Genomic DNA, 13,677 nt, shown 5'->3' with positions numbered 1-13,677 from the left:
ACGGACGGCCCGCCGTCTAGACGGACGTCCCGCTGACCGCCGTCCGGAAGGTGCGCCGGTAGGCCGTCGGTGTCACGCCGAGGGCCTGCTGCAGATGCTGGCGCATCGACTGGGCCGTGCCGAAGCCCGCCTCGCGGGCCACCTGGTCGATGGACAGGTCGGTGGTCTCCAGCAGATGGCGGGCGCGTTCGACACGCTGCTGGGTGAGCCACTGGCCGGGGCTGACGCCGACCTCCTCGCGGAAGCGGCGGGTGAAGGTGCGTACCGACATGGACTCCTGCGCGGCCATGTCGCGCAGCTGGATCGGCTCGTGCAGCCGGCCGAGCGCCCAGGCGCGGGCGGCGGTCGTGGTGGCCAGCTGCGGGTCGGGGACGGGGCGTTCGATGTACTGGGCCTGGCCGCCGTCGCGGTGCGGCGGTACGACGGTCCGCCGGGCCACGTCGTTGGCGACGGCCGCACCGAAGTCGCGGCGCACCATGTGCAGGCACAGGTCGAGCCCGGCGGCCACCCCGGCCGAGGTGAGCACGTCGCCGTCGTCGATGAACAGCACGTCCGCGTCCACCCTGATCTTCGGGAACAGCCGCTGGAAGCGCTCGGCGTCGGCCCAGTGCGTGGTCGCCGGGCGGCCGTCGAGGTATCCGGCGGCGGCGAGGACGTAGACGCCGGTGCAGATGGAGGCGAGCCGGGTGCCGGGGCGGACGCGGGCGAGGGCGGCGGCCAGTTCCCCGGTCAGCCGGCCCTCCTCGAAGACCGGACCGAGCTCGTACGACGCCGGGACGATCACCGTGTCGGCCTCGGCCAGCGCCTCCGGGCCGTGCCCGATGTGCACGGCGAAGTCCGCGTCCGTCTCGACCGGCCCGGGCGGCCGTACGGAGCAGGTCACGACCTCGTACAGAGGCCGGCCCCGCTCGTCCACGGGGCGGCCGAAGATACGGTGCGGGATGCCCAGCTCGAAGGGGAGGAGGCCGTCCAGGGCGAGGACGACGACCCGGTGCGGACGGAATTCCTCAGCGGCAGCGGCCATGGCCCGATCCTAACGAATACTGTCCTTCGGGCCACTCGATGCGCGGGACCCGAAATCGCAGGCTCTATGACGTGACTCAGACAAGCCCAGCCGCCGCCCCCGCCCAGGCCGCCCCGCCGCCCGCCCGGCGCTCTCGCGTGCACCGCGCCTGGTTCGTCGCCGCCGTCACCTTCGTCACGATCATCGGCGCGGCCGCCTTCCGCTCCCTGCCCGGCCTGCTGATCGACCCGCTGCACCAGGAGTTCGGCTGGTCGCGCGGCACCATCGGCGTGGCCGTCTCCCTCAACCTCGCGCTCTACGGCCTCACCGCCCCCTTCGCCGCCGCGCTGATGGACCGGTTCGGCATCCGCCGGGTGGTCGCCGCCGCGCTGCTCGTCATCGCGGCAGGTTCGGGCCTGACCGTGTGGATGACGGCGGCCTGGCAGCTGTGGCTGTGCTGGGGTCTGCTGGTGGGCCTCGGCTCCGGCTCGATGGCCCTGGCCTTCGCGGCGACGGTCACCAACCGCTGGTTCACCGAGCGGCGCGGCCTGGTCAGCGGCATCCTCACCGCCGCCTCCGCCTCCGGCCAGCTGATCTTCCTGCCGCTGCTGTCCTGGCTGTCCGAACACCACGGCTGGCGCCCGGCGGCGGTGACCGTCGCCCTGGCCGCCCTCGCCGTCGTCCCCTTCGTCTGGATCCTGCTGCGCGACCACCCGGCCGACGTCGGTGTGAAGCCGTACGGCGCGCGGGAGTTCATGGCCAAGCCGCCGCCGGTGACCGGCGCCGCCCGCCGCACGCTGGGCATCCTGTCCACGTCCGTACGCACCGGCACGTTCTGGCTGCTGGCCGGCACCTTCGCGATCTGCGGGGCCTCCACCAACGGCCTGGTCCAGACCCACTTCGTGCCCGCCGAGCACGACCACGGCATGCCGGTCACCACGGCGGCCTCGCTGCTCGCGGTCGTCGGCGTGTTCGACGTGGTCGGCACGATCGCCTCCGGCTGGTTCACCGACCGCTTCGAACCGCGCCGCCTGCTGGCCGTGTACTACGCCCTGCGCGGCCTGTCGCTCCTCTTCCTCCCGATGCTGCTGGGCCCGTCCGTCCACCCGCCGATGCTCTTCTTTATCGTCTTCTACGGCCTCGACTGGGTGGCCACCGTCCCGCCCACGCTGGCCCTGTGCCGCGAGCAGTTCGGCGAGGACAGCGCCATCGTCTTCGGCTGGGTCCTCGCCTCGCACCAGATCGGCGCGGCCCTCGTCGCCTACCTCGGCGGCGTCGCCCGCGACGTCTTCGGCACCTACGACCTCGTCTGGTACGCCTCGGGCGCCCTGTGCGCGGCGGCGGCCCTGATGTCCCTGGTGATCCGCAGGGCCCCGGCGGCTCCTGCGCCGGCGTTGTCCTGAAACCGCGCTCGCGCAAGCGCCCGTCGGGTGGGTCTCAGGCGCCGAGCCGCCCGAACCGCCCCCGGTGGAACAGCAGCGGATCGCCGCCCCCGTCCGCGCCCAGGGCGTCCACCCGGCCCACGACGATCAGGTGGTCGCCCCCGGTGTGCACGGCCTGGACCGTGCAGTCGATCCAGGCGGCCGTGCCGGACAGGCGGGGGGAGCCGGAGGCGGGGGCCGCGTCGTACGCCACCCCGGCGAACTTGTCGGTGCCGCTGGCCGCGAAGGCGCGGCACAGATCGCCCTGGCCGGTGGCGAGGACATTGACGCAGAAGACGCCGGCCCGGGCGATGCGCGGCCAGGTGGTGGACGTACGGCCCACCAGGAAGCAGACCAGGGGCGGTTCGAGGGAGAGGGAGGAGAAGGACTGGCAGGCGAAGCCGGCGGGGCCCGGTTCGCCCTCGGCGGCCGGGGCGGTGATGACCGTGACGCCGGTCGCGAAGTGCCCCAGCACCCGCCGGAACTCGCCCGGCTCCACCGGCGCCCGCTCGTCGGCGCGGACGCACCGCAAGTCCGGTCGCGGCAACGGCTCCACGTGCCTCGGTGCCGGGGCCGACCTGAGATAACGGACGGCTGCCGCTGCCGCCCCTGCGTGTCCCATCACACCTCCATTGAAAGTGACGAACCGTCAGATTGGAAGCCCCGGCGACGGTACTTCACCGCCCCCGGAACTCCGGGCTTCTGCGCTCCAGGAACGCCCGCAGGCCCTCCTGGGCGTCCTCGGTCGTCATGTTGATCTCCTGGGCCCAGGCCTCCGCCGCGAAGGCGGTCGCGCGGTCCGCGTCGAGGGAGGTGTTCACCAGATGCTTGGTCAGGGCCAGGGCCCTGGTGGGGCCGGTGGCCAGCCGGGCGGCCCACTCACGGGCCGTCTTCGCCAGCTCCTCGTCCGGTACGACCCGGTTGACCAGGCCGAGCCGCAGCGCGTCCGGCGCCGGGAGCGCGTCCCCGAAGAACATCAGCTCCTTCGCCCGGTGGGGACCCAGCAGGCGGGGCAGGAGGTGGGCCCCGCCCGCGTCCGGGACCAGGCCCCGCCGTACGAACACCTCGATGAAGCGGGCCGACTCGGCGGCCAGCACCAGGTCGCAGGCCAGCGCCAGATGTGCGCCCAGGCCCGCCGCCGTACCGTTCACGGCGGCGATCACCGGCTTCTCGCAGTCCAGGACGGCGCAGATCAGACGCTGTGCGCCGACGCGCAGTACCCGTGCCACGTCGCCCGCGACCCGGTCGCCGCCGCCCGGGCCGCCGCGCAGGTCCGCCCCCGCGCAGAAGCCGCGCCCGGTGCCGGTCAGGACCACCGCCCGTACCTCCGGGTCCGCCGAGGCCTCGGCCAGTACGTCGATCAGCCGGTCGCGCAGGGCGGGGGTGAGGGCGTTCAGGGCCTCCGGGCGGTTCAGGGTCAGCCGGGCGACCTGCTCGCTCCGCTCGACCTCCAGCTCGCTCATCGGCACACCACCAGCGCGTCCAGCGCCACCGCGCCCTGTCCCCGGGGCAGCACCATCAGCGGGTTGATGTCCAACTCGGCGATGTGGTCGCTGAGTTCGAGCGCCATGCGCTGGACCCGCAGGACGACCTCCACCAGGGCGTCGAGGTCGGCCGGCGGGCGGCCCCGGACGCCGTCCAGCAGGGTCCGGCCGCGCAGCTCGGTGAGCATGGCGCGGGCCTGGTCCTCGCCGAACGGCGGGACGCGGATCGCCGCGTCGTGCAGGACCTCCACCAGCACACCGCCGAGGCCCACCGTCACCGTCGGGCCGAACAGGTCGTCGTGCGTGGCCCCGACGACCATCTCCACGCCCTGCTCGACCATCTGGCACACCAGGATCCCGTCCAGCGGGACCCCCTCGTAGCGGGCGATGTCGGTCAGCTCGCGGTAGGCGTCGCGGACCTGGCTCGCCGAGGTCAGCCCGATCTTCACCAGGCCGAGTTCGGTCTTGTGGGCGATCTGCGCGCCGGAGGCCTTCATCACCACCGGGTAGCCGACCTGGGCGGCCGCGCGTACGGCCGCCGCCGCGCTGGTCACCAGCTGTTCGCGCGGCACCCGGATGCCGTAGGAGCGCAGCAGCTGCTTGGCCGCGTGCTCGCTGAGCTGCTGGCCCGGGCGCATCAGCGCCTCGGCCTTGCGGAAGGAGGGGGAGGGGGTGCGCGGGGCCTCGTCGAAGGGGGAGCGGTAGTCGCTCACGAAGCGGTGGTGGTCCAGCCAGGCGCGTACGGCCGTGAGGCAGTTGCCCACCGTGCGGAAGGTCGCCACCCGGGAGGAACCGAGCAGGACGTCCCGGTACGCGGCCTCCGTGCCGACCGGCGAGCCCCACACCACGCAGACCAGCTTGTCCGTCTCCTCCGCCGCGTCGACCAGATCCTGTACGAGCTTGTCGCTGAGCGGCGGGAAGGGGCCCGTGACCGGGCAGATCAGGACCCCGACCGAGGGGTCGGCGAGCAGCGCGTCGATGATCTTCCGGCCGCGCCAGTCGCCGACCGGATGCCCCCCGTTGTCCACCGGGTTGGCCACGCTCAGGTACTCCGGGATCCACTGGTGCAGCTCCGTCTGCCTGGCCTCCGACAGACGCGGCAGCCGCAGTCCGGCCGCCGCGGCCAGGTCGGCGGCATGGGCGCCGGTGCCACCGGAGATGGAGTACACGGCGACCCCGTCCGCCAGCGGAGCCCGCGCCCGCGCCAGCAGGCTCGCGGTGTCCTGGAGTTCGTCGAGCCCGTCGACGCGGACGACCCCGTACTGGCGCATCGCCGCGTCCACCACGTCGTCGGCGCCGGTGAGCTTGCCGGTGTGCGAGGCGGCCGTACGCGCGCCGGTCTCGGTGCGGCCCACCTTCACCGCGACCACCGGCACCTTGCGGCGGGCGGCGCGGTCGGCGGCCAGCAGAAAGGCGCGGCCGTCCTTGAGGCCCTCCACGTAGGCGGCGATGGCGCCGACCTCGGGCTGCTCGGCGAAGTAGGAGATGAAGTCGGCCGTCTCCAGGTCGGCCTCGTTGCCGGTCGGCGCCCAGTGCGAGAGCCGGATGCCCAGCTCCTGGAGGGCGTAGACCGGGCGGCCCTGGTGGCCGGACTGGGTGATCAGGGCGATCGCCGGGCCGGTCAGGTCGTCCCGGAAGCGTTCGAAGGCGTTCAGGTTGGTGTTCGGGCCCAGCAGACGCAGGCCCGAACGGCGCACGGCGTCCGCGAGCCGCTCCTGTGCCTCGGCGCCCGCCCGGCCGGTCTCGGCGAACCCGGAGGCGAAGGCGACCGCGAACTTCACCTTGGCCTCGGCCAGTTGCTCGATCACCGGCAGCGGGTCGGCCACCAGGAGCACGGCCAGGTCGATCTGGCCGGGCGGCAGTTCGGTGACGGATGCGGCGCAGGGTATGCCGAAGACCGACGGGCGCGTCGGATGCACCGGATGCACCCGCGCCCCGACCCGCTCGGCCCACGCCAGCAGCTGCCTGGTGATACCGGTGTTCGGCCGCCCCTCGGTGTCCGAGGCGCCGATCACGGCGACCGACTCGGGCCGGAAGAAGCGGGTGAGATCGGGTACGTCCGCGTACAGCGGGCGCCCGCTGACGTCGAGGTCGTCGACCCGGTCGTGGACGGCGGGCCCGGGCCGCTGCTCGCCGCAGGCGATGGCCCGGGCCCGGCGGGAGTCGGTGGTGAGGGTGCCGTGGGTTGATCCAAGCATCGGTCCGCCCCGCTCCTGTGAGACAGCACAATTAAACTGACGCAGTGTCAGATTACTGAACTGACGCAATGTCAGGAACGGGTCGGAGCCGCAAAGTTACCGTCGGGTGCGCAGGTCCTTGGCCGCCGCTCTGGCGATCTTCCCGGCGTCCAGCGCCATCTCCCGGAACATCCCGCTGATCGGGTTGGTGAACCCGGTGAAGTACAGACCGGGCGTCTGCGCGGGGCTGCGGCCGCCGTGCACGACCGGCTTTCCGCGGCCGTCGAGGACATCGAGATGCCCGACCAGCCCCTCCAGCGCCCGCGCGTACCCCGTCGCCGCGATCACGGCGTCCGGTTCGATCCGGCCGCCGTCGGCGAGGACCACCTTCCCGTCCTCGAAGGACTCGACGGCGGCCACGATCTCCACCTTGCCCGCGCGCACGGCGTCGACCAGGCCGACGTCCTGCACCGGGATCGCGCCCTGCTCGACCCTGCTGTACAGGCCGGTGTCCGGACGGGGCAGCCCGTGCGCCGACAGGTCCGGCATGGTCGCCTTCGCCAGCGGCCCGGCCAGCCGGTCCACCAGCCCCACCGGCAGCCGTCGTACCAGCACGCCGGTGTACTGGGCGGCCCAGCCCAGCGTCGAGCGGCGCAGGATGTGCGGGGCGGTCCGTACGGCCAGCCGCACTCGCGCGGCCCCGCCCTCCACCAGGTCGACGGCGATCTCCGCACCGGTGTTGCCGATCCCGACGACCAGCACGTCGCGGCCCTCGTACGGCTTCGGGTCGCGGTAGCGGCCCGCGTGCAGCAGCTCGCCGGTGTAGTCGTCGCGGCCCGGCCAGTCGGGCAGCCGCGGGGTGTGGTTGTAGCCGGTCGCGACGACCACCGCGCTGCCGGTCAGCTCGCGCCCGCCGGAGGCGTGCAGCAGCCAGCCGGTGCCGTCCCCGGTCCGCTCCACGCGGAAGGCCTCCACGCCGGTGACGATCTCCAGCTCGTGGTGCTCGGCGTACTTCTCCAGATAGCGCACCACGTCGTCCCGGGCGACCCAGCGCCCGGACTTCCGGGGGATCTTCAGGCCGGGCAGCGCGGACAGCCGCCGTGTGGTGTGCAGGTGGAGCCGGTCGTAGTGGCCGCGCCAGGAGGTGCCCACCCGGTCGGACTTCTCCAGGACCACCGCCCGTATGCCCCGCGCCCGCAGCGCGTACGCGGCGGCCAGACCGCCCGGACCGGCGCCGATGACGTACACCGGGCGGTCGGCGGGGGTCGGGGAGAGGTGCGCGGGGGCGGGACGGGAGGCGGCCATGAGCGCGAGCGTAATCACCCACCTGGTTGATGGGTCTCGGTCAAGACCGGAATTGGTTGCGGATTGATCACGGGTGTACGGGAATGGGTCGTATCCGGTGAAGAGGCAACCGGAACAAGGGCAGTTGCTGATGAGCCGGTTGCCGATGGGTCAGGTGCCGATGGGTCAGATGGCGGGTCACCGCTTCCCGGTGCGGTGACCGGTGACCTTCCCGATCCAGGTGATGAAGTCGCCCGGGTCGTCGTTGGCGCCATGGCCCTGGTCCCAGTAGTAGAGGTGGTCGACCTCGTCGCCGAGGCCGGCCGCGGCGGCGGCCAGGTTCGCGGAGACCGTCAGCGCGGTGTCGGAGTCCTTGGTGCCCAGCCGGATCCACCAGTGCTTCGTGCGGTACGGGTTGGCCTTCTCCACCAGGTGGTACATCGGGTTCATCAGCCGCAGTTTCGCGGGGATGTCGGCGGCGACCCGTCTGCCGTTGAGCCCGGTGCTGTCGTGCTCGGCGCCGTAGGCCGTGAAGTGACGGTTCGCGGTGGTCCCTGCGCCGAACTCGTTGTTCTCGCCGGCCGACAGGTCGAAGGCGTCGAAGGCCGGGGTCGTCTTCTTGCGGGCGCCGACATGGGTGAGGAAGTCGTCCCAGGTGAAGGTCGCCCTGCCGCCGGACCAGGTGAGGAAGGGGTTGGTGGCCAGATAGGCCGCGCGGTCCGCGTCCGACAGGCCGGTCAGGTACGTGGTGGCCGACGGCTGCAGATACCGCTCGACCAGGTAGGTGTCGTAGGTGCGGGCGGTCAGCGGCCCGAAGCCGCCCGGTCCGCGCAGCTTCAGCCGGGCCTGGTACTCGGCGAACTGCGCCCGCAGCTGCCTGGACACCCTCTGGTCGACGACCTTCCCGGTGGACTGGGTGACGTTGGTGCCCCAGTTCCACTCGTAGGCGCCGTCCGCGTGCTCCAGGTCGGTGATCGGGCACCAGGCGCCGGTCGCGAAGATCGCGTCGGAGGCGTCGGCCGCGCCCAGCTCCGTCAAGTACGGGTCGTAGAGCGGACTGTCGCCGGAGGCGCCCAGCAGTGCGGAGAGGGCGCCGCCCGCGCTGGTGCCGGCGGAGACGATCCGGTCGGTGTCGCCGGGGATGCGGCCCTTGTTGAAGCGGACGTACCGCACGGCGGCCTTCAGATCCACGATCGCGGCGGCCGCGGTGCCGTAGTACTCACCGTCGGCGTTCTTGAGCGTACGGCCGCGCGCCCCCGGCTCGACCACCACGTACCCGGCGGCCAGCGCCAGCAGCTGGTTGGTGCTGAGGGCACCGCCGGTGGTGTTGGTGGCGCCGCCCGCCCCCGGTGCCGAGGCGGAGGGTGCGGCGCTTGCGGAGGGCGCCCCGCTCGGCGTGCCGCCGCCTGCCATGCCCCCGCCGCCGATCCCGGTCGCGTCGGCGACCGAGGACGGCATGTAGCCGCCGATGGAGTTCGCGAACAGGATGGGCGCGTTCGAGGCGTCCACGGCGGCGCCGTCGATCTCGACCGGGACGCTGACGTTCAGGCTCTGGTACGTCCTGTCGACCGGGGCGGCGACATAGGGGATCGCCTTCCAGAAGTGATACGTCACCGAGTGAGCGGTACCGGCGGTGTCCGTGACGCCGGTCGTGAGCCTGGTGTACGCGTGCGGGTCGAAGACGAGCGAGTCCGAGGCGGACGCTGAGCCGCTCGACGCCTGAGCGCTCAGCGCGATCCCGCCGACCGCGGCGACACCGGCGGTGGCGCCGATGCCCATGACGACCGTCCTGCGCCCGACTGCCCTGTGCTTCACCTTGCTGCCTTTCGTCCGGCGGGCTCTGTGGCCTTGCGCTTGCGAAGCTAGTTTGTCGCCAACAAAATCGTCAACAATCTGCGGGGGATTCGGGGGCGATTCAGGAGTGATTCAGGGCGGACGCACAGGTGGGCTTTACGGCACATCTGACGTACCGTCAGATTCATGGACTCCATATGGCTGGACGGCGCTCAGTGGCTGGCCGTGCTGCGGGTCGGCCTCGGGCTGTGGTGGCTGGAGAGCTGGCGGCACAAGGACAAGAAGGCGTGGTTCGAGCGGGGCAGCGGCATCGCCTGGGCGGCGGAGATCGCGGAGAAACACCGCTGGGCGCCGGTGCGTACGGGCTTCGAGACGATGGTGAAACCGCGCCCGAAGCTGATGGCGTACGTCGTCGCGTACGCCGAACTCTCCCTCGGCCTCGGCCTGGTCCTCGGCTTCCTGACCCCGGTGGCCCTGATCGGCGGCCTGCTGCTGAACGTCGTCTACTTCGTGCTGATGATCCACGACTGGGCGGAGCAAGGCCAGAATTCGATGATGGCGCTGATCTGCGTGGTCGGCTTCTTCGGCATGTCCTGGCAGTCCTGGTCGCTGGATGCCTGGCTGGGGTGGTTCTGATGGGCGAGCCGCAGGGGGGTGGTTCTGATGGGCGACATTCAGTCGTGGTTCTCATGGTGGTTCTGACGGGCCGGCTGCGGGGGTGCCTCTCATGAGCGCGACACGCTACGACATCCCCGAGCCCGACGCCTTCACGCGCCCGTACTGGGAGGCGGCCGCGCGGGGCCGGCTGCTCGTCCGCCGCTGCGGGGCCTGCGGCCGGGCCCACCACTACCCCCGCGAGTTCTGCCCGCACTGCTGGAGCGAGGACGTGACCTGGGAGGAGGCGAGCGGCCGGGCCGCGCTCTACACCTGGTCCACGGTCCACCGCAACGACCTGCCGCCCTTCGGGGAGCGCACGCCGTACGTCGCCGCCGTGGTCGATCTGGCGGAGGGGCCGCGGATGATGACGGAGGTCGTGAACTGCGCGGAGGGGGCCCTGACGGCCGGGATGGCGCTGCGGGTGACGTACCGGGAGGGAAAACCGGTGTTCGAACCCGGCGACTGAGTCCGATCATGGGGCGCATGCGCCCCGAGAACTGGCACCTCACCGAAGACCTCGACGAGTTCCTCGCTCGTGCGGGCGGATTCCTGCACTCCCGCCCGGCCCTGCACACGGTGCCGCTGACGGTGACGGACGCACTGCGCCGCCGCGGCCTGCACTTCTTGGGTCCTGAGAACCCCGTCTTCGGCATCCTGTACGGCGAAGACGATGACAGTGGCGACGGCGACGGCGACGGCGTCGGCGGTGGCGGTGGCGGTGGCGTCGGCGGTGGCCGTGCCGGTTCGGTGCGCGCACTCCTGCTCCACACCCCGCCGTTCCCCGTCCACGTCACCGCGCTCACCGCGCCGGAGGCCGACGCCCTGGCGGCCCGGTTCGCCGGCGTGGGCCACCCGGTCCCCGGGCTCTGCGGACCGCGGGGGACAGCGGAGGCGTTCGCGGCGGCCTGGCAGCGGCGCACGGGTACGGCGGGCACGGTCGCCCAGCACCAACGGCTTTACCGGCTGGGCGAGTTGACGTCTCCGGAGCCGGCGCCCGAGGGGCGGGCGCGGCTCGCGGACGGCGGAGACCGTGAGGTGCTGGCCCGCTGGTACGGCGAGTTCCACGAGGCCGTCGGAACGCGGCAGGGGCAGGACCCGGCCGAGTGGGCCGAGGCCCGCCTCGCCCATGACGGCGTGACCTTCTGGGAGACGGTCGACGGCACGCCCGTCTCCATGGCCGGGACCACCCCGGAGATCGCGGGCCAGGTCCGCATCGCCCCGGTCTACACCCCGGCCGAACTGCGCGGCCGAGGGTACGCGGGCGCCGCCACGGCGGAGGCGAGCCGCGCCGCACGCGAGGCCGGGGCCGCGGAGATCCTCCTCTTCACGGACCTCGCCAACCCGACGAGCAACGGGCTCTACCAACGGATCGGGTACCGGCCGGTGGCGGACTTCGCTGTGTGGAGGTTCGGGGGCGAGTAGCGGCCGACGCGGCTCCGGCCTCGTGGACCGGCTGTCGCGTGTACCCGTACACCGCCCGGACGCGGGCCCCGTTCTCGGCGCGCGGTACGAGACCGGCGGCGGCACGGCGCTCGTCGAGGTGCTCGGGGTCCTCGACGGGCTGCGCGCGCAGTCCGTCGGCGTTCCGGATGCGCCGGGGTGCCGTAGACCTGGGGTGGCGGCGAGGTCGGGGCGGCGCGGGGGCATGGGGGGTCATCCTTCGGATGAGGCTCCTGGGCAGGAGCGCCTTCGGTACGGGCCGACCTGCCCGGCGGCAGGAACGGCTCGGTCGATTCCCGTTCGGCATGGGCGGGTTATCCGCGTGCCACGCCGTCATTCCCCGAGCTCGGGGACGTCTCGCCGTCTTGCGTTCGCGGCGCCCATCTCGGTCATGCCACTAAACCAGTGTATCCAGTCACTAAGTTTAGTCATTGCGCTTTTTGACTGAGTTCACTTACGGTGGTGGTGTCCGGCGGCGGCGACCGCTCCGGACGGAAAACCCCTCCGGACAGAAAAGGGGACCTCCCCCCATGACCGTCACCCCACCCCGCATCGCGATCGTCGGCGGCGGACCCGCCGGGCTGATGTGCGCCCGCATCCTGCAGCTGCACGGCATCGAGCCGGCCGTCTACGACGCCGACGCGGCCGTGGACTCCCGTGACCCGGGAGGCACACTCGACCTGCACGCCGACGCCGGCCAGATCGCGCTGGAGGACGCCGGCCTGATGGACGCCTTCATGGCGCTGGCCCGCGTCGAGGGCCAGGCCATGGCCCGCCGGGACCACCACGGCACCGTCCTGGCCGAGTTCGTCCCGGCCGAGGGCGACACGGCGGCCCCCGAGATCGACCGCGGCCAGCTGCGCAGGATGCTCTTCGAACACCTCAGGCCCGGCACCGTCCGCTGGGGGCACGAGCTGGTCCACGTCGCCCCGGCCGGTGACGGGACACACCACCTGGAGTTCGCGGGCGGCATCCGCGTGCAGGCCGACCTGGTCATCGGGGCCGACGGAGCCTGGTCGAAGGTCCGTCCCCTGCTCACCGAGGCGGTGCCGCAGTACCTCGGGGTCTGCTTCCTGGACGTCCGGTTCGACGACGTCGGCACCCGGCACCCCGGGATCGCCGCGCTCGTCGGTGACGGCCACCTGTTCGCCAACGACAACGACGGCCGCGCGGTGATCGTCCAGCGCAACAGCAACGACGTGGTCCGCGGTTACATCGCCTTCCGCGCCCAGGCCGAGTGGCACACCGAAGCCGCCGTGGACCCGGCCGACCGCGACGCCGTCCGCGCCTTCCTCCTGCGGGAGTTCAGCGGCTGGTCAACGGCCATGCGCCCGCTGCTCACCGACAACGACGGCGACTACGTACCCCGCTCCTTCCGGGCCCTGCCCGCACCCCTGACCTGGGGCCGGCTTCCCGGCGTCACGCTCATCGGCGACGCCGCCCACCTGATGGCGCCCTTCGGCGGACACGGCACCAACCTCGCCCTCCTCGACGCCGCCGAACTCGCGCACGCCATCGTCAAGGAGGACACCGTCGACAAGGCCGTCACGCGCTACGAGGCAACGATGTTCCCCCGGTCCGGCGAACTCGCCACCAGCTCCAACGACGCACTCCGGGACTTCTTCGCCACCACGTCCCCGGACGCCCCGCACCTCCCCCCGGACCACGCCCAGGAGCACGAGGACTACAGGACCAGGGCAGCCGAATACCGCCGCCGGCGAGCCGAAGCCGACCACGCATAGGGGCGTCGTCGACATCGCCGGTCGAGCGGGGGCGGCGAAGAAGTGCCGGACGGGGTCTCAACGCCGTGCGTGGCGGATCTTCAGCCGTCCGAACCCCATGGTTCCGGAGATCCGGATCCTCGGCCCGCCGGGGCGGGAGCGTCGCGGAGTCCGGTAGCGCGAGTCCTTCCACCCGGTGTGCAGATCCCCGACGTCGACGATCGCGTCGCGAGGCACCGTGATCCTGGCCTTGCCGGTGCCGAGTCGCAGCTCGATGTCGACCGCCGGATGTTCGAAAACGGCCCGGGACAGGTCGAGATACACCCTTCCGAACGCGGACTCGACCTTGAGCGTCCGCGGTACCCGCCAGGTGCCGCGTCGCCGGATCCGTCCGGCGGCGGCGGCGATCGTGGACGTGGTGCCCGCGTTCTCCTTTGGGAGCGAGGCCAGAACCGGCACGAGCTCGTCGTGCGTCCTGGCGGTGAGCACCCGGTCGAGGGCTTCGTCCATCTCCTCGTGCGAGATGTGCCCTTCGGCGTACGCCTCCTGCAGGCGCCGAACGGCCGTGTCGCGAGCGTCGTCGACGATCGGCGACGACGGGTCTTCCGGCACAGGGGTCACCGTCCCACTCTAGTGCCGTGCCGACCACGCGGACACGCCAATGCCCCCAGCGGGCACGGCAATTGACCGGCCGAA

General features: G+C 72.4%; 12 protein-coding genes. 5 read left to right on the top strand and 7 right to left on the bottom strand.

Annotated features, from left to right (window positions below; genetic code table 11):
* Window positions 1–16: 16 nt before the first annotated feature.
* Window positions 17–1,024 carry a GlxA family transcriptional regulator gene (locus ADK64_RS11660; protein WP_053657819.1) on the bottom strand — a complete coding sequence of 336 codons (1,008 nt, stop codon included), beginning with the start codon at window positions 1,022–1,024 and terminating at the stop codon, window positions 17–19.
* A gap of 71 nt (window positions 1,025–1,095) precedes the next feature.
* Here ADK64_RS11660 and ADK64_RS11655 point away from each other — a divergent pair, with 71 nt between their 5' ends.
* Window positions 1,096–2,406, top strand: coding sequence for an MFS transporter (locus tag ADK64_RS11655; protein ID WP_234384542.1), 1,311 nt, complete (start codon window positions 1,096–1,098; stop codon window positions 2,404–2,406).
* 34 nt (window positions 2,407–2,440) lie between these two features.
* Here ADK64_RS11655 and ADK64_RS11650 read toward each other — a convergent pair whose 3' ends face one another.
* From ADK64_RS11650 to ADK64_RS11630, 5 genes are all read right to left on the bottom strand, one after another.
* Window positions 2,441–3,046 (bottom strand): flavin reductase family protein, encoded by a 606-nt coding sequence (locus ADK64_RS11650; RefSeq protein WP_053657815.1) that lies wholly within the window; start codon window positions 3,044–3,046, stop codon window positions 2,441–2,443.
* 55 nt (window positions 3,047–3,101) lie between these two features.
* Window positions 3,102–3,887: an enoyl-CoA hydratase/isomerase family protein gene (locus ADK64_RS11645; protein WP_199829574.1), complete on the bottom strand. Its 786-nt coding sequence runs from the start codon at window positions 3,885–3,887 to the stop codon at window positions 3,102–3,104.
* Window positions 3,884–6,106: an acetate--CoA ligase family protein gene (locus tag ADK64_RS11640; RefSeq protein WP_053657811.1), complete on the bottom strand. Its 2,223-nt coding sequence runs from the start codon at window positions 6,104–6,106 to the stop codon at window positions 3,884–3,886. Before ADK64_RS11640 ends, ADK64_RS11645 begins: the two co-directional genes overlap by 4 nt.
* A gap of 96 nt (window positions 6,107–6,202) precedes the next feature.
* The gene (locus ADK64_RS11635; RefSeq protein ID WP_053657809.1) at window positions 6,203–7,390 is read right to left on the bottom strand and encodes a flavin-containing monooxygenase; all 1,188 of its coding nucleotides are present in this window, start codon (window positions 7,388–7,390) and stop codon (window positions 6,203–6,205) included.
* Between the two features lie 177 nt (window positions 7,391–7,567).
* Window positions 7,568–9,148 (bottom strand): subtype B tannase, encoded by a 1,581-nt coding sequence (locus tag ADK64_RS11630; protein ID WP_053657807.1) that lies wholly within the window; start codon window positions 9,146–9,148, stop codon window positions 7,568–7,570.
* A gap of 201 nt (window positions 9,149–9,349) precedes the next feature.
* Here ADK64_RS11630 and ADK64_RS11625 point away from each other — a divergent pair, with 201 nt between their 5' ends.
* From ADK64_RS11625 to ADK64_RS11610, 4 genes are all read left to right on the top strand, one after another.
* A complete protein-coding gene (locus ADK64_RS11625) occupies window positions 9,350–9,799 on the top strand; it encodes a DoxX family membrane protein (RefSeq protein ID WP_053657805.1) in 450 nt (149 codons plus the stop codon).
* Between the two features lie 91 nt (window positions 9,800–9,890).
* Window positions 9,891–10,286 carry a Zn-ribbon domain-containing OB-fold protein gene (locus tag ADK64_RS11620; protein ID WP_053657803.1) on the top strand — a complete coding sequence of 132 codons (396 nt, stop codon included), beginning with the start codon at window positions 9,891–9,893 and terminating at the stop codon, window positions 10,284–10,286.
* Between the two features lie 17 nt (window positions 10,287–10,303).
* Entirely contained in the window at window positions 10,304–11,242 is a 939-nt protein-coding gene (locus ADK64_RS11615; protein WP_053658229.1) for a GNAT family N-acetyltransferase, read from the top strand.
* Window positions 11,243–11,790: 548 nt separating this feature from the next.
* Complete coding sequence (locus ADK64_RS11610; protein WP_053657800.1) at window positions 11,791–13,002, top strand: FAD-dependent oxidoreductase; 1,212 nt, start codon at window positions 11,791–11,793, stop codon at window positions 13,000–13,002.
* 57 nt (window positions 13,003–13,059) lie between these two features.
* Here ADK64_RS11610 and ADK64_RS11605 read toward each other — a convergent pair whose 3' ends face one another.
* The gene (locus ADK64_RS11605; protein ID WP_053657798.1) at window positions 13,060–13,602 is read right to left on the bottom strand and encodes a DUF1707 SHOCT-like domain-containing protein; all 543 of its coding nucleotides are present in this window, start codon (window positions 13,600–13,602) and stop codon (window positions 13,060–13,062) included.
* Window positions 13,603–13,677 lie beyond the last annotated feature (75 nt).

Origin of the sequence: Streptomyces sp. MMG1121 (assembly GCF_001280015.1) — a bacterium.
GTDB lineage: Bacteria > Actinomycetota > Actinomycetes > Streptomycetales > Streptomycetaceae > Streptomyces.
The sequence above is the reverse complement of the archived record's forward strand: the minus strand, read 5'-3'. Positions and strand labels throughout refer to the sequence as shown.